Origin of the sequence: Streptomyces lanatus (genome assembly GCF_014655715.1) — a bacterium.
GTDB classification, from domain to species: Bacteria; Actinomycetota; Actinomycetes; order Streptomycetales; family Streptomycetaceae; genus Streptomyces; species Streptomyces lanatus.
Genome location: NZ_BNBM01000009.1, coordinates 355,737 through 378,125, shown reverse-complemented (window position 1 = coordinate 378,125; position 22,389 = coordinate 355,737). Strand labels below are relative to the sequence as shown.

Annotated in this window: 24 protein-coding genes; 9 read left to right on the top strand and 15 right to left on the bottom strand. The window is 71.3% G+C overall.

From position 1 onward, the window contains the following. Window positions 1-5 precede the first annotated feature (5 nt). A complete protein-coding gene (locus IE325_RS25130; protein WP_190072291.1) occupies window positions 6-836 on the bottom strand; it encodes an alpha/beta fold hydrolase in 831 nt (276 codons plus the stop codon). A 170-nt stretch (window positions 837-1,006) separates the two neighbouring features. Between IE325_RS25130 and IE325_RS25125 the strand changes: the two genes are divergently transcribed. From IE325_RS25125 to IE325_RS25115, 3 genes are all read left to right on the top strand, one after another. Beyond that, entirely contained in the window at window positions 1,007-1,894 is an 888-nt protein-coding gene (locus IE325_RS25125) for an RNA polymerase sigma-70 factor (RefSeq protein WP_190072290.1), read from the top strand. Between the two features lie 170 nt (window positions 1,895-2,064). Next, a complete protein-coding gene (locus IE325_RS25120) occupies window positions 2,065-2,826 on the top strand; it encodes a GntR family transcriptional regulator (protein WP_190072289.1) in 762 nt (253 codons plus the stop codon). Window positions 2,827-3,022: 196 nt separating this feature from the next. After that, entirely contained in the window at window positions 3,023-3,682 is a 660-nt protein-coding gene (locus tag IE325_RS25115) for a maleylpyruvate isomerase family mycothiol-dependent enzyme (protein ID WP_190072288.1), read from the top strand. 25 nt (window positions 3,683-3,707) lie between these two features. Here the strand turns inward: IE325_RS25115 and IE325_RS25110 are convergent, their stop codons facing one another. The 3 genes from IE325_RS25110 to IE325_RS25100 form a co-directional block, all read right to left on the bottom strand. Beyond that, window positions 3,708-4,865, bottom strand: a complete 1,158-nt coding sequence (locus IE325_RS25110) for an ROK family transcriptional regulator (protein WP_190072287.1) — start codon at window positions 4,863-4,865, stop codon at window positions 3,708-3,710. Window positions 4,866-4,977: 112 nt separating this feature from the next. Further along, window positions 4,978-5,640, bottom strand: coding sequence for a response regulator transcription factor (locus IE325_RS25105; protein WP_190072286.1), 663 nt, complete (start codon window positions 5,638-5,640; stop codon window positions 4,978-4,980). 14 nt (window positions 5,641-5,654) lie between these two features. Continuing rightward, a complete protein-coding gene (locus IE325_RS25100) occupies window positions 5,655-6,824 on the bottom strand; it encodes a sensor histidine kinase (protein ID WP_190072285.1) in 1,170 nt (389 codons plus the stop codon). Between the two features lie 108 nt (window positions 6,825-6,932). On the opposite strand from IE325_RS25100, the gene IE325_RS25095 reads away from it, so the two are divergent. The 3 genes from IE325_RS25095 to IE325_RS25085 are packed head-to-tail and all read left to right on the top strand — an operon-like array spanning window position 6,933 to window position 9,037. Further along, window positions 6,933-7,853 carry an ATP-binding cassette domain-containing protein gene (locus IE325_RS25095; protein ID WP_190072284.1) on the top strand — a complete coding sequence of 307 codons (921 nt, stop codon included), beginning with the start codon at window positions 6,933-6,935 and terminating at the stop codon, window positions 7,851-7,853. 3 nt (window positions 7,854-7,856) lie between these two features. Next, a complete protein-coding gene (locus IE325_RS25090) occupies window positions 7,857-8,582 on the top strand; it encodes an ABC-2 transporter permease family protein (protein WP_190072283.1) in 726 nt (241 codons plus the stop codon). A 41-nt stretch (window positions 8,583-8,623) separates the two neighbouring features. Then, entirely contained in the window at window positions 8,624-9,037 is a 414-nt protein-coding gene (locus IE325_RS25085) for a hypothetical protein (protein ID WP_190072282.1), read from the top strand. A 16-nt stretch (window positions 9,038-9,053) separates the two neighbouring features. On the opposite strand, the gene mug is transcribed toward IE325_RS25085, so the two are convergent. Further along, on the bottom strand, window positions 9,054-9,602 hold the full coding sequence (gene mug, locus IE325_RS25080; RefSeq protein WP_190072281.1) for a G/U mismatch-specific DNA glycosylase: 549 nt from the start codon (window positions 9,600-9,602) through the stop codon (window positions 9,054-9,056). Between the two features lie 13 nt (window positions 9,603-9,615). Continuing rightward, window positions 9,616-11,058, bottom strand: a complete 1,443-nt coding sequence (gene purB / locus IE325_RS25075; protein WP_190072280.1) for an adenylosuccinate lyase — start codon at window positions 11,056-11,058, stop codon at window positions 9,616-9,618. Window positions 11,059-11,318: 260 nt separating this feature from the next. On the opposite strand from purB, the gene IE325_RS25070 reads away from it, so the two are divergent. Then, window positions 11,319-12,146 carry an LPXTG cell wall anchor domain-containing protein gene (locus tag IE325_RS25070; protein ID WP_190072279.1) on the top strand — a complete coding sequence of 276 codons (828 nt, stop codon included), beginning with the start codon at window positions 11,319-11,321 and terminating at the stop codon, window positions 12,144-12,146. 23 nt (window positions 12,147-12,169) lie between these two features. Here the strand turns inward: IE325_RS25070 and IE325_RS25065 are convergent, their stop codons facing one another. The 7 genes from IE325_RS25065 to IE325_RS25035 form a co-directional block, all read right to left on the bottom strand. Next, window positions 12,170-12,952 carry an SGNH/GDSL hydrolase family protein gene (locus IE325_RS25065; protein ID WP_190072278.1) on the bottom strand — a complete coding sequence of 261 codons (783 nt, stop codon included), beginning with the start codon at window positions 12,950-12,952 and terminating at the stop codon, window positions 12,170-12,172. Window positions 12,953-13,023: 71 nt separating this feature from the next. Next, on the bottom strand, window positions 13,024-14,037 hold the full coding sequence (locus tag IE325_RS25060) for a hemolysin family protein (RefSeq protein WP_190072277.1): 1,014 nt from the start codon (window positions 14,035-14,037) through the stop codon (window positions 13,024-13,026). After that, on the bottom strand, window positions 14,034-15,374 hold the full coding sequence (locus IE325_RS25055; RefSeq protein ID WP_190072276.1) for a hemolysin family protein: 1,341 nt from the start codon (window positions 15,372-15,374) through the stop codon (window positions 14,034-14,036). Before IE325_RS25055 ends, IE325_RS25060 begins: the two co-directional genes overlap by 4 nt. A gap of 142 nt (window positions 15,375-15,516) precedes the next feature. Beyond that, window positions 15,517-15,942, bottom strand: a complete 426-nt coding sequence (locus IE325_RS25050; RefSeq protein WP_190072275.1) for a GNAT family N-acetyltransferase — start codon at window positions 15,940-15,942, stop codon at window positions 15,517-15,519. A gap of 56 nt (window positions 15,943-15,998) precedes the next feature. Beyond that, window positions 15,999-16,895: an LLM class F420-dependent oxidoreductase gene (locus tag IE325_RS25045; RefSeq protein ID WP_190072274.1), complete on the bottom strand. Its 897-nt coding sequence runs from the start codon at window positions 16,893-16,895 to the stop codon at window positions 15,999-16,001. 46 nt (window positions 16,896-16,941) lie between these two features. After that, window positions 16,942-19,509, bottom strand: coding sequence for an ABC transporter permease (locus IE325_RS25040; RefSeq protein WP_190072273.1), 2,568 nt, complete (start codon window positions 19,507-19,509; stop codon window positions 16,942-16,944). A gap of 3 nt (window positions 19,510-19,512) precedes the next feature. After that, entirely contained in the window at window positions 19,513-20,337 is an 825-nt protein-coding gene (locus tag IE325_RS25035; protein WP_190072272.1) for an ABC transporter ATP-binding protein, read from the bottom strand. Between the two features lie 205 nt (window positions 20,338-20,542). Between IE325_RS25035 and IE325_RS25030 the strand changes: the two genes are divergently transcribed. Together IE325_RS25030 and IE325_RS25025 are read left to right on the top strand one after the other, a co-directional pair. Beyond that, window positions 20,543-20,782: a toxin-antitoxin system HicB family antitoxin gene (locus IE325_RS25030; protein WP_190072271.1), complete on the top strand. Its 240-nt coding sequence runs from the start codon at window positions 20,543-20,545 to the stop codon at window positions 20,780-20,782. Window positions 20,783-20,786: 4 nt separating this feature from the next. Further along, the gene (locus tag IE325_RS25025; protein WP_190072338.1) at window positions 20,787-21,161 is read left to right on the top strand and encodes a fic family toxin-antitoxin system, toxin component; all 375 of its coding nucleotides are present in this window, start codon (window positions 20,787-20,789) and stop codon (window positions 21,159-21,161) included. On the opposite strand, the gene IE325_RS25020 is transcribed toward IE325_RS25025, so the two are convergent. Together IE325_RS25020 and IE325_RS25015 are read right to left on the bottom strand one after the other, a co-directional pair. Further along, window positions 21,162-21,851 carry a class I SAM-dependent methyltransferase gene (locus IE325_RS25020; protein WP_190072270.1) on the bottom strand — a complete coding sequence of 230 codons (690 nt, stop codon included), beginning with the start codon at window positions 21,849-21,851 and terminating at the stop codon, window positions 21,162-21,164. 93 nt (window positions 21,852-21,944) lie between these two features. Then, on the bottom strand, window positions 21,945-22,389 hold a 445-nt coding region (locus tag IE325_RS25015; RefSeq protein WP_373315206.1), incomplete at its 5' end, for an esterase/lipase family protein.

The window sequence follows — 22,389 nt, the reverse complement described above, 5'->3', positions numbered from 1 at the left end:
CACGCTCAGCGGCTGCCGTCGAGCAGCACCCGGGCGACCAGCGCGGGGTCGTCGCTCATCGGCACGTGTCCGCATCCGGGCAACCGCACCAGCCGGGCCCGCGGAATGATCCGCTTCGCCCGGATGCCCTGCCGGGGCACGAGAAGCCGGTCCTTGCTGCCCCACGCCACCGTGACCGGGATCCCCGACACATCATCGGTGAACCGCAGGTCCCTGCCCGACCGGAGGGTCTCGAAGAAGCCCTCCGCGCGCGCCAGCCCGACCGTCTCGGCGACCACGGACTCGGGCGTACGGCGGCCCGGGTGGGCGTAGATGGTGCTGGTCAGGGCCGCGCGGCCGGCCGCCGAACGGGACAGCCACTCGACGAGGGGGAGCGGCATCCGTTCGGCGGTTCGCCGCATCCCCGTCAGGACGGTGAAGGCGTACTGCCGCTCCAGCTGCGACCAGAAACCGGCCGGGGACAGGGCGGTCACGGATCGCACGAGGTTCGCCCGGCCGAGATCGAGGGCCAGCAGTCCGCCCAGCGAGTTGCCGGCCACATGCGGCCGTTCCAGCTCCAGCGCCTCGCACAGGGCGCGCAGCAGCACGCTCATCGCCGGCAGATCGTGCGCGAGCCCGTCCGGGAGCGCCGGGGACAGACCGCACCCCGGCAGATCCACGGCGATCACATCCCGCTCGGCCGCGAGGACGGGTATCACCGGGTCCCACACCTGGCGGTGATGTCCGATGCCGTGCAGCAGGAGCAGCGGTGCGCCGGTGCCCACGCGCGCGTAGGAGACCGAAACGCTCCGCGGACCGTACGGAGTGGGGACTTTGAAGGAGACGGTGGCGGACATGCTGCTCCTCGTCGAGGCTCATGGGCCGGCGTTGTGTAGACACCTTGTCAGCAATTGCTACCGGCGGGTAGACCCGGCGGACGGACCCGAGGGGAGCTCCCGTCGGGCGGTCCTGCCGGGCGCACCGATTTCGCCTGGACAGAGCCCGGCGCGTGGGCTGGGATGGTTCGGTGACCACCGACACCGGGACCGACGTCTTCGAAGAGCACCGCCCCGTCCTGCTCGGGGTCGCCTACCGCATGCTCGGGCGGGTGACCGACGCGGAGGACGTGGTCCAGGAGGCCTGGCTGCGCTGGTCCGGCGCGGACCGCTCCGAGGTGCGCGAACCGCGCGGATACCTGGTGCGTGTCACCACCCGGCTCGCCATCGACCGGCTGCGCCAGGTCAAGGCGCGGGGCGAGACCTATGTCGGTCCCTGGCTGCCCGAGCCCTACGTCACCGACTTCGGCGACACCGTCCCGGACACCGCGGAACGAGCCGTCCTCGCCGACTCCGTCTCGCTCGCCGTCCTCGTCGTCCTGGAGTCGCTGTCGCCGCTGGAGCGGGCGGTGTTCGTCCTCAGGGAGGCCTTCGGCTACCCGTACGCGGAGATCGCCGCCATGCTCGACCGCGGTGAGGCGGCGGTGCGTCAACTGTCGGGCCGGGCCCGCAAGCACGTCGACGAACGGCGGCCGCGCTACGAGGTCGACCCCGTTCAACGGCGCGATCTCACCGAGCGGTTCCTCGCCGCGGCGGCCAAGGGCGATCTGGAGGGGCTGATGTCCCTGCTCGCCCCCGACGTCCGGCTCGTCGGCGACAGCGGCGGCAAGGCGAAGGCGCCGCTGCGGGTCCTGGAGACCGCCGACCATGTGGGCCGCTTCCTCGTCGGCGCCGCGGGCAAGGGCGACGTCCCGGACGTGTCCTTCCACTTCCTTGAGGTCAACGCCGGCCCGGCGGTGCTGGTCCGGTCCGGCGACAAGCCCGACAGCGTCTTCCAACTGGACGTCCTGGACGGCCGTATCCAGTCCGTCTACATCGTCCGCAACCCCGACAAGCTGCGATCCCTGCCCACGCCGTAGTACGTGCCGCCGTGCCGTTGCCGGGGCCGTGCGAGCGCGTTCCGTGAACGTTCCCGTGGATTGGTATTGACCAAGGGTGAGTGCCGCCCTATGGTCGCAGATAAGTGCAACAACCTTTAATAAACAAGGGCGCTAAACGCCGCCGGGCCACGGCGATTGCGGAGGACAGGGTGGGGACCACGCAACTGGAATCGGTGCCGGAACCGAAGTACTGGCATCTGAGGACCGTGCTCAGTGAGGCACTGGACTCGGAGTTCACCGTGGGCGAGATCCTGCCCAACGAACGTGACCTCGCCGCCCGCTTCGGCGTCGCCAGGGCCACGCTCCGACAGGCCCTGGAACAACTCGAACTGGAAGGCAGGCTGCAGCGCCGCCGCGGTGTCGGTACGACCGTCGCGCCGCCGCGCGTGGGCGTGGCCGTCGGCACCGAGCAGCATGCCTGGCCCGGCGCGAAGGACGACGTCTGGCAGCTCACGGACTGCGCGCTCGCGGTGCCGCCCGCGTCCGTGGCCGATGCCCTGGAGATCGGCCGGGACGAGCCCGTGCACACCGTGCGCCGCTCGCGCGTGACGCACGGCCAGCCCGTCGCCGCCGAGCTGCTCCACATCCCGCAGTCGTCGGTGCCCGACCTCTCCGGAATCGACGCCCCGTCCGGTGCGGCACGCGCGCGTGCCGTGCTGCGCGAACTGCACCGCCTGGAGCTGGAGGGCCAGGACAGCGCCGTCGAACTGGGCTCGGCCCGCGCGGACGACGCGAAGGAACTGGACCGCCTCCCCGGGGCGCCCGTGCTCGTCGTGACCACGCGCTACATCGCCGAGGGCCGCACCGCCGCGCTGTCCGTCGCCACCTACCGCGCGGACACCTGCCGCCTGACCTTCGGTGACTCCGGCGGCGTGGAGATCCACGAGGACCCGGAGCGCCGGGCGTCCTGACGCCGACTTGCACCTGCCGCGCCCCGGGGGTTTCTCCGGGGCGCGTTGTGCTGGGCGGAGGGGTGCGCCGGATCCATTCGCCGACGATGACTTTGCCCTGGAGCAGGAGTCTCCTTCATGAACACCCCGGCCGGACTCCTACCCTGCTCCGGCCCGGGTGCGACGCAGAGCGCCCCGTGACAGGAGACCTTCCCTCATGACCGATCCGGAGCCGACAGCGGACCTGGGCCGCGAGACCGGCAGCTGGCCCTTGATCCATACTGAGCGAGCGGCACTGGCGGCCGATCTCAAGGATCTGTCCGACGCCCACTGGAAGACGCCTTCGCTGTGCGCCGGTTTGACGGTGCGTGAGGTGCTGGCGCATCTCACCGCGGGCGCGAGCCTCAACGCCGTGCGCTGGATGGCGGGGGTGATCCGCTGCCGTTTCGACTTCGACAAGCAGGTGGCCCTGCGGCTGGCCGAGCAGCTGGGCGCGACTCCCGCCGAGACCCTCGACCGCTTCCGACGGATCGTCCCGAGCACGACCAAGCCTCCCCTGCCCGTCATGGCCATGCTGGGCGAGACGATCGTGCACGGAGAGGACATCCGGCGCCCGCTGGGCATCCGCCACGACCATCCGATCGACGTCGTCACGAGAGTGGCCGAGTACTACCGGGGCTCAGACCTCGTGGTCCTCGCCAAGGGACGCATCGACGGACTGAGACTCGCCGCGGATGACGGCCCGTTCGCGACCGGTTCCGGCGCCGTGGTGTCCGGCCCCACCTTGTCCCTGGTGATGGCCATGACCGGGCGCGCCACGCACTGCGACGACCTGGAAGGCGACGGGGTCGAACTTCTCCGCAGCCGCTGCGGCTGAGCGTCGTCGTGCTCGCGCGACGCCCTCACCGCCGAGCCGTCACCGTCCCCTCCACCGCGAACAGCTGCTCCTCGACATGGTCGAGAGCCAGCCGCAGCGCGCCCGTCGCCACCGCGGCCTCGCCGAGGAGGGAGAGGGCGACGTCCGGGGGGCGCAGGCAGTAGCGGGCCAGTTCGCGGTGGAGGGGCTCCAGTACGCCGTCCAGCCCGGCCGCCCAGCCGCCGACGACGACCAGCTCGGGGTCGAGGGCGAGGACGAGCGCGGCCACGTCGTGGACGAGGCGTTGGATGAAGCGGTCGACGGCCGCGAGCGCCTGCTGGTCGCCCTCGCGGGCCTGGGCGAAGACCTCGGCCACGGCGTGCTCGTCGAGGGGGCGCAGCGGCTCGTCCGTCGTGGACAGCAGGGTCTCCGGGGTCACCTCGCGGCCCAGCAGATGCAGCGCGCCGATCTCCCCGGCGGCCCCGCCGAACCCGCGGTGCAACTGCCCGCCGATCAGCGAACCGGCGCCCGGGCTCAGCCCCGCCAGCACGAACACCACGTCGTCGGACTCGGTGGCCGCGCCCTTCCAGTGCTCGGCCACCGCCGCCGCGTTGGCGTCGTTCTCCACCAACACCGGGCACTTGAAGGACCGGCTCAGCCGCTCGCCCAGCCGCAGTCCCGTCCACTCGGGCAGCGCGGCACCCAGCCGCACCGTGCCGTCCGCCTCCACGATGCCCGGCGTCGCGACACCCACCGCCCGCAGCGAGCCCCGCGCGACACCGGCCCGGCGCAGCAGTTCCGCGACCGCCGTACGCACCCGTTCGAGCCGCTCGTCCGCCGGAGCCGTCTCGTCGACGTCCTTGGCGATGGAGCCGAGGATCCGGCCGTCCAGGTCGGCGAGGAGCGCGGCGATCCGGTGCGCGCCGATCTCCACGCCCAGCAGATGCCCCGCCTCCGCCCGGAACCGGAACCGTCGCGCGGGCCGACCCTGGCGGCGGACGACGCTCTCGTCCGCCGCCTTCTCGACGACGTACCCCGCCTCGATGAGCCCCTCGACGACGCCCTCGACGGTCGGCCGGGACAGGCCGGTCACCCGGGTGATCTCCGTCAGCGTGGCGGCGTCCGTGGCACGCAGCGCGTGCAGCACCACCGCGGAGTTGATCCTGCGCAGCAGCGAGGGATCCCCGCCGGTCAGCTGCCCCAACGTCCGTCCTCCCAGCTCGTGCGCATGTTTGGCGGATGGTACTCGCCGGGACCGACACCGGCGAGTGCCGGGCACCGAGGACGCGCGGACCGTTATCGCGCCGTACTTCGTGTCACCCCGGTGCCACGAACCCCGACTCGTACGCCGTGATCACCGCCTGGGTGCGATCACGCGCCCCCAGCTTCGCCAGTACGGCGCTCACATGGGACTTCACCGTCTCCGTCCCGACCACCAGCCGGGCGGCGATCTCCGCGTTCGACAGCCCGCGCGCCATCAGCCGCAGCACCTCGGCCTCCCGCTCGGTCAGCCGGGCGCGGTCCAGGACCGCCCGTGCCGCGCGGTTGCCGCCGTCGTCGCCGTACTCCGCGGCGAGTTGCCGCACCGACGCGGGGAACAGCAGCGACTCGCCCTCGGCGACCAGCCGCACCGCGTGCACGATCTCGGCCGGCCGCGCCCGCTTCAGCAGGAAGCCGTCGGCACCGGCCCGCAGTGCCTCGTACACGTACTCGTCGTTCTCGAAGGTCGTGACGACCAGGATCTTCGGCGGCTCGTCGACCGTGCGCAGCACCGCGCGCGTGGCCTCGATCCCGTCCAGCAGCGGCATCCGTACGTCCATCGCGACCACGTCCGGCCGCAGCTGCCGTACCAGCGGAATCACCGCCGCCCCGTCGGCCGCCTCCCCGACGACCTCGATGTCCGGCTGTGCCTCCAGCACGGCCCGCAGACCCGCGCGTACGAGGGGTTCGTCGTCGACGAGGAGAACGGTCACCGGCATCCGGCCAGCCTAGATCAACTCACCGGCAGCTCAACATGCACCTGCCAGTCACCTCGGTCGGGTCCGGTCTCCGCGTGTCCGCCCAGCAGGGCGGCCCGCTCGCGTATCCCGCGCAGGCCGCTGCCTCTGCCGGGCCCGGGTATGTCCGCGGGGAGGGGATTGCGGATCTCCAGGGTGAGGGCGGCGTCCGCCACGGCGATACGGACCCGGGTCGGGACCGCGCCCGCGTGACGCAACACATTGGTCAGTGCCTCCTGGAGGATGCGATAGCCCTCCCGGGAGACCGGACCGGGTACCGTGTCCAGCGCTCCCGTCGTCTCGATGTCGACCTTCGCACCCGACGCCCGCGCGGACTCCAGCAGCCGGTCGGCGTCCGTGAGCGTCGGCCGGCTGCTGACCGGCCGCTCGGACTCGCGCAGGACGCCGAGGACGCGTTCCAGGTCCTCAAGGGCGGCCCGGCCGGTCTCCTCGATGGCGCTCAACGCCCGGTCGGTGAAAGCGGGATCGCCGGCCGCGCGGGCCGCCCCCGCCTGAACCACGGCCACGGTCAGGGCATGGCCGATCGAGTCATGCAGCTCACGGGCGATACGCGTGCGCTCCAGGAGCTGCTCGGTGCGCTCCTCCAGGGCGGCGCGGCGCTCGGCGGGGGAGGGGCCCAGTAGGCGCAGCGCGAGCGCCGTGACGAGGTGGCCGGAGACGAGCACGGCCCCCGCCAGGGCGATCAGCGTCGGCGGCACGAGCAGAATGTGCCACCAGGCATGACCGCCGAGGAGGGACAGCCGGCCCTCCTCGAAGTCCCGGCCGAACGGCGCCGCGCTCAAGTCGACCAGGGCGAAGACCAGTTGGGCGGAGACCGTCGTGGTCAGCCAGCCCAGCACCAGCCGCGCTTCCAGCCAGACGACGAGCCGTCCCCGGTCGCCCCAGGTGGCGGACGGCGCGACGACGATGCCGGCGCCCTCCTCGTCATGCCGGTGACCGGTCAGCAGCAGCCTCGCCTGGAGCCCCTCCACGGTCCGCATCGCGGGCACCAGAGCCGCCGGGGCGAGCGCCACACCCGCCACCACCCAGGTCCACCACGCCTCCTGGACGAACAGCCACAGAGCGGGCCACACGATGGCGATGCACAGATGCAGCCACCGTGTGTATGTCACCGCCCGACCGAACGGGCGCAGCAAGCGGACCATTTCGTCATCGTGCCAGCCACCACTGACAACGGGCCTCCCCCGCACGGGGGAGCCGATCTCCACCGGCGGGGGAGGGCAGCGGCCGGGCTCGACGGTCAGGCTGCTGCCATGACCAGCATCGAAGTCCAGCAGCTCACCAAGGAGTACGGCACCGGACGAGCCGTGGACGACCTCACCTTCACCGTCCTCCCCGGCCGTGTCACCGGCTTCCTCGGCCCCAACGGCGCCGGAAAGTCCACCACCATGCGGCTCGTGCTCGGCCTCGACCGGCCGACCTCGGGCACCGCCACGATCGGCGGCCGTGCCTACCCGACGCTGCACGAACCCCTCCGTCATGTGGGTGCGTTGCTGGAGGCCCAGGCCGCGCACGGCTCCCGTACCGGCCGCGATCACCTCCGTGTCCTCGCGGTCAGCAACCGCATCCCTGAACGCCGGGTCGACGAGGTGCTGGAGGAGACCGGGCTCGCGTCGGTGGCCCGGCGCCGGGTGAAGACGTACTCCCTGGGCATGCGCCAGCGGCTCGGCATCGCCGGGGCCCTCCTCGGCGACCCCGAGGTCGTGCTGCTCGACGAGCCGTCCAACGGCCTCGACCCCGAAGGCATCATCTGGATCCGCGAGTTGCTGCGCCGGCTCGCGGGGGAGGGGCGCACGGTCCTGGTCTCCAGCCATCTCATGAACGAGACCGCGTCCTTCGCCGACCATCTGGTGGTCCTCGGTCGAGGGCGGCTGCTGGCCGACACCCCGATGCGGGAGTTCATCCACGCACGCGTGGAACCCCGCGTCCGCATCCGCACCCCGGACGCCACCGCGCTCAGAACCGCGCTCGCCGGGCACGGCTACGACGCCGTCCAGCACGAGGACGGGCACTGGACGGTGCGCCACGCACGCGTGGACGACATCGGCCGCCTCACCTCCCAGGCAGGCGTTCCGCTTCTCGAACTCGCCGCCGAGGAAGGCACCTTGGAGCAGGCCTACCTCGACCTGACGGCCACCGAGACCGAGTTCACCGCACAGCCCCAGGAGGCCTGAACCATGGCATTCGCGCCCGCACTCCACTCGGAGTGGCTCAAGATCCGTACGCTTCGCTCACTGCCGGGAGCGCTGCTGGCGCTGTTCGCCGCCACCACCGCGTTCTCCGCGCTGGCCGCCGCCGACGGGAGCTCCGAGCCGGACTTCGACCCGCTCTTCACCGCACTGTCCGGAGTACTGCCCGGTCAGATCGCCGCCGTCTCGTTCGGTGCCCTGGCCATGTCGTCGGAGTACCACGGGGGTGCGCTCCGGCTGACGCTGGCCTCGGTGCCGCGGCGAGGGCGGTGGTTCGCGGCCAAGGTCACGGCCGTCGCCGTGCCTGCGCTGCTCGCCGGGCTGGTCACCGCGGGCACGGCGCTGGCGGTGGCACGCGCGGGCCTCGGTTCGGCGGCGAGCGGCCTCACTACGGCCGAGCAGGTGCGCGGGGTGCTGGGCTGCGGGGTCTACCTCATGCTCATGGCCCTGTTCGCGGCCGGCCTCACCGCCCTGCTCCGCAGCGGAGTGGCCACGCTCTCCCTGCTCATCCCGTTCATCCTCGTCGTGTCCTTCGTCATCGGCGACGCAGCGGGCACTGTGGCCGACTTCATGCCCGACAAGGCCGGCCAGATCGCCCTGCACCAGACGTACGACGGCACACTCGGCCCCTGGTCGGGGCTGGCGGTGACCGCGCTGTGGACCGTGGGCGCGTTGGCGGCGGGGGCGTGGAGCGTGCGACGCCGGGATGCCTGACGGCACACCAATTGTCAGTGGCGGCGGCAATACTGGATCACATGGACGTCGCGAAGGATCTGGCCCTGACCGACCTGCTGTGCACCGAGCCCTTTCCCACGGAGCGCGACAGGACGGAGTTCCCCCTGGGCGGACCGGGCTACTACATAGCCGAGTTAGGGCCGGGCTCATGGCCGAGCACGGACGATCTCTACGCCTATGAGGCCGCGCTTGTGCTGCTGTTCGACGAGCGATGGGGAAAGGGGTCGTGCTGGGGGAGCGTGACCTTCATGGAGCGGCGCGACCGGGGAGAGGAGATAGCCGAGGCGTGGGTCGTGCTCGGTACCCGGGCCGACGACCTGCACACCTGGAGCGCGACCGGCACGGGCCGCTATGTCACCCTGGCCGTCGCCGATCGGAACCCGGAGGCCGTGCCCGAACTCCTGCTCATGGTGACGGAGTTCGACCCACCCTGAGCCCCGCCCCGACCCGTCACACCTCGGCCGCCGCCACCCGCAACCGCCCGTACTCCTCCGCCATCGTCGCCGCCGTCCAATGCGCGTTCAGCCCGCTCGGATTCGGCAGCACCCACACGCGCGTGCCCCCGATCACCCGCTCCTGAGGCCCCACCTGGGCCCTGCGGTCGTCGAACGCCGCGCGATACGCGGTGACCCCCACGACGGCCAGCCAACGCGGCCTGAGCCGCGTCACCTTCGCCGCCAGCAGCCGCCCGCCCTCGCGGTACTCGTCGGCGCTCAGCTCGTCCGCCCGCGCGGTCGCCCGTGCGACGACGTTCGTGATGCCGAGCCCGTAGGACAGCAACTCCCCCTGCTCCGCCGGCTTCATGAGCCGCGGCGTGAAGCCGGACAGATGCAGGACGGGCCAGAACCGGTTGCCGGGGCGGGCGAAGTGATGGCCGGTCGCGGCGGTCATCAGACCGGGGTTGATACCGCAGAACAGGACGTGGAGGCCGTCCGCGACCACGTCCGGGACGAGTCGGTCGCGGGCGGCCTCCAGCTCCGCCTGAGTGAAGCGCGTCATGGCCTGGGAGGCGTCAGAGGATCGCCCCGGGCGTGTACGCCGCCGCCTCCGGGCGCTGCTTCACGATCTCCTCGACGCCGCCCACGACGACGCCGACCTGGTCGGCCGCCGCGCCGGTGAAGGACAGCTTGTCGGCCATCAGCGCGTCCAGCTCGGCACGGTCGAGCGGGAGGCGCTCGTCGGCCGCCAGCTTGTCGAGCAGCTCATTGCGCTCGGCGCCCTGCTCACGCATCGCCAGCGCGGAGGCGACGGCGTTCTCCTTGATCGCCTCGTGTGCCACCTCACGGCCGACGCCCGCACGCACCGCGCCCATCAGCACCTTGGTGGTGGCGAGGAAGGGCAGGTACCGGTCCAGTTCACGCGCCACGACGGCCGGGAAGGCGCCGAACTCGTCGAGCACCGTCAGGAACGTCTCCAACAGGCCGTCCAGCGCGAAGAACGCGTCCGGCAGCGCGACCCGGCGCACCACCGAGCAGGACACATCGCCCTCGTTCCACTGGTCGCCCGCCAGCTCGCCCGTCATCGAGGCGTAGCCGCGCAGGATCACCATCAGGCCGTTCACGCGCTCACAGGACCGCGTGTTCATCTTGTGCGGCATCGCGGAGGAACCGACCTGGCCCGGCTTGAAGCCCTCGGTGACCAACTCGTGCCCGGCCATCAGCCGGATGGTCTTCGCCAGCGACGACGGCGCCGCCGCCAGCTGCACCAGCGCGGTGACGACCTCGTAGTCCAGCGAGCGCGGGTAGACCTGGCCGACCGAGGTGAACGCCTGCGAGAAGCCCAGGTGCCCGGCGATCCGGTCCTCCAGGTCGGCGAGCTTCGAGGCGTCCCCGCCCAGCAGGTCCAGCATGTCCTGCGCCGTGCCGACCGGGCCCTTGATACCGCGCAGCGGATAGCGGCCCAGCAGCTCCTCGACCCGGCTGTACGCGACGAGCAGCTCGTCGGCGCCGGTCGCGAAGCGCTTGCCCAGCGTCGTGGCCTGCGCGGCGACATTGTGCGAGCGGCCGGCCATGACCAGCTCGCCGTACTCCCCGGCCAGCTTGCCCAGACGCGCCAGCACGGCCACCGTACGGTCGCGCATCAGCTCCAGGGAGAGCCGGATCTGAAGCTGCTCGACGTTCTCCGTGAGGTCACGGGACGTCATGCCCTTGTGTACGTGCTCGTGCCCGGCGAGGTCGTTGAACTCCTCGATCCGCGCCTTCACGTCGTGCCGCGTGACCTTCTCGCGCTCGGCGATGGAGGCCAGGTCGACGGTGTCGAGGACGCGCTCGTAGTCGGCGATCGCCGCGTCCGGCACCTCGATGCCGAGGTCCTTCTGGGCCCGCAGCACGGCGAGCCAGAGCTGCCGCTCGAGCTTCACCTTCTGCTCGGGGGACCAGAGCGTGGCGAGCTCGGTGGATGCGTAGCGTCCGGCGAGGACGTTCGGGATGCGGGGCTTGGCGGGCGCAGAAGTCACGTGCACGGAGTTTACCCGGGGCGCTCCGCGCGCCGTCCGTCGCCCGCACTGCGAGACGGACGCGCGACGGATACGACCGACGGAGACGAGAGGGATATCGCTCCGGGTCGGGCGTTCGGGTGAATTCATCGGCGGCCGACGCGTTCCGGTTTCCCGGGGCCTTCACATTTCGTTCATAGTCTGCACGTCGTGGCGAGTGTGAACGTACGACATTGAACGACGTCGGCTTCCCCATTCCGTCCGAGAGAGAGAAAACGAGAATGCGACAGGCTCTGACCAGGGGATTGATCGTGGCCGCCGCCGCGACCAGCGCCCTGTCCCTCTACGGCACATCGTCGTCCGCGGCCGCACCGCACACGCAGGGAGCCCTGGTGAACTCCGCCGCCGCACTGCCGGGCCAGGCGGATCCATGGGACCCGGCGCAGCTGGACGAGAAATTCGGCAGGATGCAGGAGAAATTCGATGAGATCCAGGGCGAATTCGAGGAGGTGAATGAAAGGTTCAGCGACCTCCACCTGCCGCAGCCCGCCGCCGGAAACGACTCCTCGGGATATGGAAACTCCGGATACGGCACCGAGGAGCCGAGCAGCCAGGGCTATGGCACCGAGAACCCGGCCGACCAGGGCTACGGTTCGGAGCAGCCGAGCGGCTACGGCCACGAGACGCCCAGCCACCAGGGCTACGGCCCGGACAAGCCGACCCACCACGGCTACGGCGACGAGAAGCCGAGCGGCTACGGCTACGGCTACGGTTCCGAGGAGCCGAGCGGCTACGGCGACGAGAAGCCCGACGACCACGGCTACGGCTACGGCGACGATCACGGGTACGGCCACGGCGACGATCACGGCTACGGCCGCGAGGAACACCCCACCCCCACCCCGACGCCCACCAAGACCCACACGCCGCCCCCCACCCACGAGCCCACGCCCGAGCCGACGCCGACCAAGACGCCGCCCGGGAAGCCGGATCACCCCCACCTGCCGGAGACCGGCGCCGAGAGCATCATCGGAGGCATCGCCGCCAGCGGGGCGCTGCTGATCGCCGGGACGGTCGTCTACCGGCGGAGCCGGGCCGCGTCCCGGCGTTAGCGCACAGGGCTCAGCGAAGCGGCCTACGCCGCCGGACCCTCGTACGGCAGGAGTTCGGGTCGCTTCGCGGGCAGACCGTCCCCGGAGGACCGGCCGGTCAGCCGGCGCCCGATCCACGGCAGCAGGTACTGCCGTGCGAACCGCGCGTCGGCGACCCGTCGGGTGACCCACCCCGGGGGCACCGTGGCCGGCATCGGGGTCCGCCACTCGGTGTCCTCGGGGTCGTGGCCGAGCGACTGCCACACGGCCTCGGCGACCCGGCGATGCCCGTCCGCCGTCAGATGCAGCCGGTCCACGTCCCACATGCGGGGATCGGAGAGCGACGGGGCCCCGTACAGGTCGACGACGACCGCCCCGTGCCGCTCGGCCAGCTCGTCGACGCAGACGAACAGCTCCTCCATACGCGGCCGGAACCGCTCCAGGACCGGCCCCTGCCGCCCAGGGCTGCGCATCAGCACCAGCTGCCGGCAGGCCGGGGCGAGCTTCTCCACGGCCTCCTCCAGCAGGCCGCGCACCCGCCCCATGTCGCACTTGGGCCGCAGCGTGTCATTGAGCCCGCCGACGAGCGTGATCACATCGGCGCCCATCGCGGCGGCCACGTCCACCTGCTCCTCGACGATCTGCCCGATCAGCTTCCCGCGCACCGCGAGGTTGGCGTACCGGAAATCGGGGTTGCGGGCGGCCATCCGCCCCGCGAGGAGGTCGGCCCAGCCCCGGTAGGTGCCGTTCGGGAGGAGGTCCGACATGCCCTCGGTGAAGGAGTCGCCGATCGCGACCAGGCTGCTGTATATGGGGTTCGTCTGCATGGCGACAGAAATGGTAACCGGGCTCCATACCCGTCGGTCGGTCGGCCCGGGTACCAGTTCCGCCGAGGCCGTCAGGTCCGCTGCCCGAACAGCTCCCGCAGCACGTCCTCCATCGTCACCAGGCCCGCCAGCCGCCCGTCGCCGCCCGAGACCGCCGCCACATGCGTACGGCTGCCCCGCATCGCCGTCAGGACGTCGTCCAGCGGCGTGCTCTCCCGTACGCGCGCGATGGACCGCATGTCCGCCACCTCGAACGGCACGTCCTGGGTGACGGCGTCCAGCGCGTCCTTCACATGGAGGTAGCCGACGATGTGGCGGCCCTCGTCGACGACCGGGAAGCGGGAAAAGCCCGACTCGGCCGACAGCCGCTCCAGCTCCTCCGGCGTGACGCCCACGCGCGCGTAGACGACGCTCTCCAGCGGAAGCACCACGTCACGCACGGGTCGGCGGCCCAGTTCCAGGGCGTCGTGCAGCCGCTCCCGCGCGCGGTCGTCGATCAGGCCGGCCTCGCCGGAGTCCCGCACCAGCCGGGCCAGTTCGGCGTCGGAGAAGGTCGCGGTGACCTCGTCCTTGGTCTCGACGCGCAGCAGCTTCAGCAGGGCGTTGGCGAAGGCGTTGATCGTGAAGATCACCGGCCGCAGCGCCCGGGCGAGCGTGACCAGCGGCGGGCCGAGCAGCAGGGCGCTGCGCACCGGCTCGGCCAGCGCGATGTTCTTCGGCACCATCTCGCCGAGCAGCATGTGGAGGTAGGTGGCCAGCGTCAGCGCGATCACGAAGGACACCACGCGCCCGGCGCCCTCCGGCACGCCCACCGCGTGGAACACCGGCTCCAGGAGGTGCTCGATGGCCGGTTCGGCGACCACACCGAGCACCAGCGTGCACAGTGTGATGCCGAGCTGCGCCGCCGCCATCAGGGCGGACACATGCCGCAGACCCCACAGCACGCTCTTGGCGCGCCGGTCGCCCTCCTCGGCGTACGGCTCGATCTGTGAGCGCCGCACCGAGATCAGCGCGAACTCGGCGCCCACGAAGAAGGCGTTGACGACCAGCGTCAGAAAACCGATGAACAGCTGCAGGGCGGTCATCGTCCGTCCTCCTTCCCGTGTTCCGCCGAGTCGTCGAGCGGCGCGTGCAGCAGCACGCGCGCGGCCCGGCGCCCCGAGGCGTCCACGACGTCGAGCCGCCAGCCGGTGACCTCGACGCGGTCGCCGACGGCGGGGATGCGGCCGAGTTCATGGGCGACGAGCCCGGCCAGGGTCTCGTAAGGCCCCTCGGGCGCCCTGAGGCCCACGCGCGCGAGCTGGTCCATCCGCGCGGAACCGTCGGCCGAGAACAGCTCCCGGCCGTCGTCGTCGACGCCCGCGCGGGCGAGGTCGGGCGTCTCGTGCGGGTCGTGCTCGTCCCGCACTTCGCCGACGACCTCCTCGACGATGTCCTCCAGCGTGGCCACACCGGCCGTACCGCCGTACTCGTCGATGACCACGGCCATGGTGCGCTTGCCGGAGAGCCGGTCGAGGAGTCGGTCGACGGTCAGGGTCTCGGGGACGAGGAGGGGTTCGCGCATCAGCTCGGAGACGGGGACGCGGGGGCGGCGCTCGGCGGGTACCGCGAGGACGTCCTTGATGTGTGCCGTGCCCACGACCGCGTCGAGGCTGCCGCGGTAGACGGGGAACCGGGACAGCCCGGTCGCCCGCGTCGCGTTCGCCACGTCCTCGCAGGTCGCCTGGGCGTCCAGGGCGACCACCTGGACACGCGGGGTCATCACGTTCTCCGCGGTCAGGTCGGCCAGGTTCAGGGTCCGTACGAAGAGCTCGGCGGTGTCCGCCTCCAGGGCGCCCTCCCGCGCGGAGTGCCGGGCGAGGGCGGCCAGCTCCTGAGGACCGCGGGCCGCGGCCAGTTCCTCGGTGGGCTCCACGCCGAAGCGGCGCACGATGCGGTTCGCCGTGTTGTTGAGGTGGGTGATGAAGGGGCGGAAGGCCGCGCTGAACCAGCGCTGGGCGTTGCCGACCCGCTTGGCCACGGCCAGGGGCGAGGAGATCGCCCAGTTCTTCGGCACCAGCTCACCGACGACCATCAGCACCACGGTCGACAGGCCTGTGCCGATCACCAGCGCGACCGAGCTCGCCGTCGAGCGGGAGATCCCCATCGACTCCAGCGGGCCCGCGAGCAGCGCGGCGATGGACGGCTCGGCGAGCATGCCGACGACCAGGTTGGTGACTGTGATGCCGAGCTGGGCCCCGGAGAGCTGGAAGGTCAGATTCCGTACGGCCTTCAGGGCGCCCGCGGCACCCCGGTCGCCGCGCTCCACCGCCCGCTCCAGCTCGGCACGCTCGACGGTGGTCAGTGAGAACTCGGCCGCGACGAAGGCACCGCAGGCGAGCGACAGCAGGATCGCCACCAGAAGGAGGAGCACTTCGGTCATCGGGTCACCTCCGTCCCATGATCGGACAGGGTGGGGAGGATCGCTCGATGTCTGCTACTGGGAGGCTCGCCCATGGGCGGACGCTCACACCTTTCATGAGAGGACCGAAGTTTCCCCCAATAGTAAAGGGTCGGCAAAGCAGTCAGTCCGTGAGCGGCTTCACCCACCGCCGCCACTGCTCCTCGGGCGTGTACCCGGCCGCGCGCCAGGCATGATGCGCGGTCTCGTTGCGCCCCAGCACCATCGCGTCACCGCGACGCCCGCCCAGCCGTACGAAGCGCTCCTCCGCGGCGGCGAGCAGCGCCGAGCCGATGCCCCCGCGTCGACGCTCCGGGTGCACCGCCAGCCGGTACAGATGGCAACGCCAGCCGTCGAAGCCCGCGATCACCGTGCCGACCAGCTCGCCCTCCAGCTCGGCCAGGATCAGCGCCTCGGGGTCGCGGGCGACCAGCCGCTCCACGCCGTCCCGGTCGTCGCTGATGCTCGTGCCCTCGGCGGCCGTCTTCCAGAAGGCCAGCACGGTGTCGAGGTCGTCGGCCGTGGCGGCCCGTATCCGCAGATCAGTCATGGCGCGATCCCATCACGGGCGGCGGAACGGGGCGTGGAATTCCGGTATGCGGACGGCTACTTGCCGCGCAGCTCCTCGATCACCGGCGCGAACGCCTCCATGTACGGCTCCAGCACGGTCAGATACGAGAACCCGTACCGCTCGCGCTGGGCCAGCACCTGCGCGGTGATCTGCTCCAGGGTGCCGATCAAGAGGATGGGCAGCGCCAGCGCCTGGTCGAGGGTCAGCTCCGGGACCCGGTCGAGGAGGGGCTGGATGACGGCCTCGCGGTCCTGCGTCACGGTCACCATCTGGAGGAGCAGATTCAGCTCGGCGGGCTCCGTGGCGAACCCGTGGTACCGGGCCACCCGCTCGTCGAGCCGCTCGGCCGTGACGGGGACCAGCCGCCCGGTCGTGCTCTTCGGGTCGGGGTACGCGCCCCCGAACGCCGCGATGTCGGCGTGCTCGGCGGTCAGCCGCAGCACGCGGTCACCATTGCCGCCGATCAGCAGCGGCACCCGGGGCTTCTGGACCGGCCGCGGCTGGTACGACTCGGATTCCAGGAGCCGCCGTAGCTCCTCGACCGTGCGCCGCAGATGGTCCACACGCTCGCCCGGAGTGCCGAAGGGCAGGCCCGCCGAGTCGTGCTCCGCCTGCACATAGCCGGCGCCCAGGCCGAGTTCGAGGCGTCCGCCGGTCAGCGCGTCGGTGGTCGCCACCTCGCGGGCGAGCAACGTCGGGTTCCACAGGCCCGCGTTCAGCACGAACGTGCCCAGGCGCACCCGCTCGGTGGCCTCGGCCGCCGCGACCAGGGCCGGGAACGGTGCCGGCATGCCCAGGTGGTCGGGGACCAGGATCACGTCGTAGCCCAGTTCCTCGGCGCGGCGGCACTTGGCCCGCCATTCGTCGGCCGGGGCGGAGGTCATCAGGTTGACGCCGAAGCGGAAGGGGCGTGGGCTCAGGGATTGCGGCATGAACTCTCCTCACCAGTAAGGGACTTGAGGGCCTTCCGCGATTCCATCATTCGTGCGCGATAGCCGCCAGCACATTCATGCGCGATGCACGCAACGCCGGCAGCAGCGCCGCCACGACCCCCACCACCGCCGAGCCGATCATCACCGCGACGATCGTGCCCCAGGGGATCGCCAGCGCGTTCATGCCCTGGAGAGCCAGCACCTGCTGGGTGCACACGCCCCACACCAGCCCGAGCGCAAGCCCCAGCACCGCGCCGAATACGGCGATCACCACCGACTCCAGCCGGATCATCCGCCGCAGCTGCCGCCGGGCCAGCCCGATGGCCCGCAGCAGCCCGATCTCCCGGGTGCGCTCCACGACCGACAGGGCAAGGGTGTTGACGACGCCGAGCACCGCGATGATGATCGCTAGCCCGAGCAGGGCGTACACGAGATACAGCAGTACGGCGATCTGGTCGTGCACCAGGTCCTTGTAGTCGGCGATGTCGCGGACCTGGACCTGCGGATAGGGATCGAGTGTCTTCTCCAGGCCGGCCCGCAGATCGTCCGCGCCCGTGCCGGAGGCGGCGTTGACGTACACGGCCGCGTCCTGCCCGCCCGGCGCGTACTTCTCCAGCGTGGCGAGACCGAAGTAGATCCCGCCCTGCGAGCCGAACCCGTCCGCGGACTCCTGGTCGGTGAGGGCGCCCACCGTCAGCTCGGCCCTCCGGTCGCCCTGGAACTCGACGGGGACGGTGCTGCCGAGCCGTACCCCATGATCCTCGGCGAAGTCCTTGTCCATGGCGAGGTGCCCTGCCGCGAGCGCGGCGGCCGAGTCGCCCTGGGCGTAGGTGATGTTGGCGACCTCGTCCAGCTTCGGTTCGTAGGCCGCGGCGGTCGTCTTGACGCGGTCGCCGTCCGGGAGGCGTACGGCGATCGTGGTGAACTGCAAGCGTACGACGAGCCCGACGCCCTCGGTGTCGCGGATCCGCTCGGTGATCTCCCGTGGGAACGGCACGAAGTTGGCGTTCTGCACCACGAAGTCGGCGCCCAGCGTCTTGTCGATCTGCTGGTCGAAGGACTTGGTCATCGAGGCGCTCGCCACCGACATCCCGCCCACCAGGGCGAGGCCCACCATCAGCGCCGCCGCGGTGGCCCCGGTGCGGCGCGGATTGCGCAGGGCGTTGCGCTGGCTCATCCGGCCGATCGAGCCGAAGACGGCCGGGAAGGCGCCGCCGAGCACCCGGATCACGGGCCGCACGAGGAGCGGTCCCGCGATCACCGTCGCGATCAGGGTCAGGAGCACCCCGAGGCCCAGCAGGGACGCCGCCGACGAGGTCTTCGACGCCGTCGCACAGCCCACCAGCGCCGCCGCCCCGGCCGCCCCGACCACCGAGCCCACGATCGCGCGCAGCCGCAGCGGCCGTCCGATGTCGGCGATCTCGGCGTCCGCGAGCGCCGCCATCGGCGAGACGCCCGCCGCGCGGCGGGCCGGGAGATACGCGGCCACGAAGGTGACGCCCAGGCCCACGACGTACGCGGTCACCGGCGTCCCCCAGCCGATGACCATCTCCGTCGTCCTGATGTTCATGCCCATCAGGCCCATCAACTCGATGAGTCCTACGGCCAGCCCGATCCCGGCCGCGAGGCCCGCCGTCGAGCCGACCAGGCCCAGCAGCAGCGCCTCGGTGAGCACCGAGCGCCGCACCTGGCGCCGGTCCGCGCCGAGCGCCCGCAATAGGCCCAGTTCACGGGTGCGCTGGGCGATCAGCATGGAGAAGGTGTTGACGATCAGGAAGACGCCCACGAGGACGGCGACCCCGGCGAAGCCGAGCATCACATATTTGATGATGTCGAGGAATCCGCCGAGCTGCTCGACGTCCGACTCGGCCTGCTCGTCGGCGGTGCGCAACTCGTAGGCGCCGCTGTCCAGGGCGGCGGCAACCCGCCGCTTCAGGTCCGCGTCACTGACCCCCTCCGCCGCGTCGAGCGAGATGCTGGTGGCGCCCTTCGGGTCGCCGATCAGCTTGGTCTGCGCGGTCGGGGTGTCGAAGAAGACCAGGGCGGCACCGGGGTTGGTGGTCGTGAAGGTGACGATGCCGACGACCTCGACCGGGAACGAGCCCTCCTGCCCGATGACGGTCAGCCGGTCGCCGATCCGTACGTCCTTGTCGTCGGCGGTGTCGGCGTCGATCATGACCTGACCGTCGCCCTTGGGGGCGTGACCGGAGGTGAGCTCGACGGGGCTGCGCTCGGTCGGGTTCCAGGCGGTGCCGATGGTGGGGGCGCCGGTGGTGGGGCCCACGGACTCGCGGTCCTTGTCGGCGACGGTGATGCCCTCGACGTCCACGTCCGGGCGTGCCGCCGCCACACCGTCGACCTTGGCGAGGCGGTCGGCGAGCGAGGCGGGCAGGGTCAGGGTCTGTCCCGAGGGGATCGTCTCGTCGAGGGTCTCCTTCGGGGTCACCGTGACATCGGCGGCCGTCGAGGCGAAGAGCCGGTCGAAGGTGCGGCTGACGGTGTCCGAGAAGATCAGGCTGCCCGCGACGAACGCCACGGAGAGGATCACCGCCAGCGCCGACAGCAGCAGTCGCCCCTTGTGGGCGAGGAAGCTCCTGAGCGTCGCCTTGAGCACCGGTCAGCCCTTCTCGGGCGGCTCTGGGGGAGGGGCCTGGTCGCTCGCCATGGGGTTGGTACCGGCGAAGAGGCGCATGCGCTCCAGTACGGCCTCCGCCGTCGGGCGCTCCATCTCGTCCACGATCCGTCCGTCGCCCAGGAACAGCACCAGGTCGGAGTGGGCGGCGGCGCCCGGATCGTGGGTGACCATCACGACGGTCTGTCCCAGCTGGTCGACGGCGTCCCGCAGAAAGCCGAGGACCTCCAGACCGGCCCGCGAGTCCAGGTTGCCGGTCGGCTCGTCCGCGAAGATCAGCTCCGGCCGGGAGGCCAGCGCGCGGGCGCAGGCGACGCGCTGCTGCTGACCGCCGGAGAGCTGGGACGGCCGGTGCGCCAGCCGGTCCCGCAGCCCGAGGGTGTCGATGACCTGGTCCAGCCACTTCTCGTCGGGCTTCTTGCCCGCGATGTCCATGGGGAGCGTGATGTTCTCGGCCGCGTTCAGGGTGGGGATCAGGTTGAAGGACTGGAACATGAACCCGATCCGGTCCCGCCGCAGCCGCGTCAGCTCGCGGTCCTTCAGCCCCGTGATCTCGGTGTCGCCGAGCCACACCTGCCCCGCCGAGACATTGTCGAGCCCCGCCAGACAGTGCATCAGCGTGGACTTTCCGGAGCCCGACGGCCCCATGACCGCCGTGAAGCGGCCGCGCGCGATGTCCACGTCCACCGCGTCGAGGGCGAGCACCGTCGTCTCGCCCGAGCCGTACGCCTTGGTCAGCCCCCGGGCGCGGGCGGCCACACCGTCGGCCGACGCGGGACCCGGGACGTACTGGGCAGCTGCTGTGGACAAGACCGCCTCCTCGCGGAACGGACTCGACGACTCGACGACCCTCGTCCCCGCCGAGCGTAATGTGATCCAACGCACACCAGTATCCGTCCGAGGTCCTGGTCGCTCTCCGCCCCAGGTCGGGCCCCCGATATCGGTGTAAGGGGCACCCTCCATGGCCCGGGCCGCACCCTTGCCGGTGCTAGCGCTTCCGCGCTAGCTTCTAGGTATGGCGAAGACTCAGCTGAACGTGAGAGTGGACGAGGGCACGGCCCGCGCCGCCCGCGAGCGTGCCCTGGCCCGCGGCATGAGCGTCAACCGCTACATAGAGGAACTGGTCAAACAGGACACCGGCGAAGTCGGCCATACGTTCGTGGAGGCCGCGGCCGATTTCATGAAGCAGTACGAGTCGGTGTTCGTCGAGGAGTTCGGCGCCGACCGTGAGGGCTCGCGCGAAGGTCGCCACTGATCCGTTGAACGAACTGAACATCGACCTTGCCTGGCTGCTCATGCTCGCCGAGAAGCGGACGCCGGGGGATCCCGAGGTCACCGACTGGGGAGCCCTCGTCGCCGCCGTCGCACGCCATCAGGCCGAGATATTCGACGTCCCCGTCTACGACAGCCCGCACGCCCGGGCCGCGGCCCTCCTCCAACTCCTCATCCACGTCCCCGCGTTGGAGCGCTCCAACGCCCTGTTCGCCTCCGCGGTCGCCTACGCCTACCTCGTCGCCAGCGGGCTCAAGGTCGTCACCTCGCCGGAGCAGGTACGCGACCTGGCCCGCCTGGTGAAGAGCGGCGAGGCATCGGTGCAGGACATCGCGCGGGAACTGCGCCAGTGGAGCCTGTGACTACTCGGGCCCGACCGGCGGTCGCCATGCCGTGCCCAGCGTGCAGTACGAGGAGGGCAGCGTCGGCCCCTCCTCCGGCATCATCACCTGTCGGCAGGGCCCGAGCTCGAAGCCGACCTCCCGCAGTGCCGCGACCGGATCGCGGGAGACATGGCAGCCGCCGCTCACCAGCGGCCACACCGTCCGGTCCAGGGCGCGCTGGGTGAGGAGCATCGCGCGACCGCCGCCCCGGCCGTGCTCGAAGAACCGCACCACACCGCCCGGGCGCAGCACCCGCCGGACCTCCGCGAGCGCCCGCGGCACATCCCGCACGCTGCACATCACCAGCGACAGCACCACCGCGTCGAAGGCCTCGCTCTTGACCGGCAGTGCCTCCGCCGCGCCCGGCACCACATCCACCGGCACCCCGGCGCGCAGCGCGGACTCCACCGCCAACTTCCGCAGCACGCGCTCCGGTTCGATGGCGACGACCTCCGAGACGGTGCTCGGATAGTGCGCGAAGTTCAGACCGTTGCCGGCCCCGATCTCGATCACCCGGCCGGACAGCCCGGCCAGCAGCCGGTCGCGGATGCCGGCCATGCCCATCTTCGTCTCGGCATTGACGCTGATGCGGGCGTAGAAACGGGCGAACAGCGGATGGTGCACGGCATCCCGTGACACCTTGCCGGAGCCGGTGGACCTCAGGGCCATGGGGGACCTCCCGGGAAGACGGGACTCACACCCGATTGTCCCCCGTACGGGGCCCGCGCACCCCCGCTGTCGTCGGGGCGGTTTCGTCGGCCGTCAGCCGATGAAGTCCCGGACCTGCTCGTACACGCCCTGGTCGTTGTTCATATCGGTGTGCGAGACGCAGCCGACCTCGACATTGGTGGCGCCGTTCAGGATCGCGGTGGTGTCGGGCGTGAGCGCGTCGTCGCAGTTCGACCAGTAGCTGGCGTACGACACACTGCCCGGGGTCTCGTCCCCCGAGTTGAGGGCGGTCAGGAACGAGCTGCCCGTGTTCATCTCCGCGCAGGAGGTGTACAGCCACGCGCACCACGAGGCGGTGGACGTGCCGTGGTTCGTACCGGCCGTCGAGACGAAGTCGTCCACGTACGACGTGCCGCCGAGGTTCTTGAGGTAATAGCGGGCACCGAGCGCGCCCATGGAGTGGACGACCAGGTCCACCTTCGAGGCGCCGGTCCGGGCGAGCACGTTCTTGATCTCGGTCGAGAGCTGCTGGGCGGTC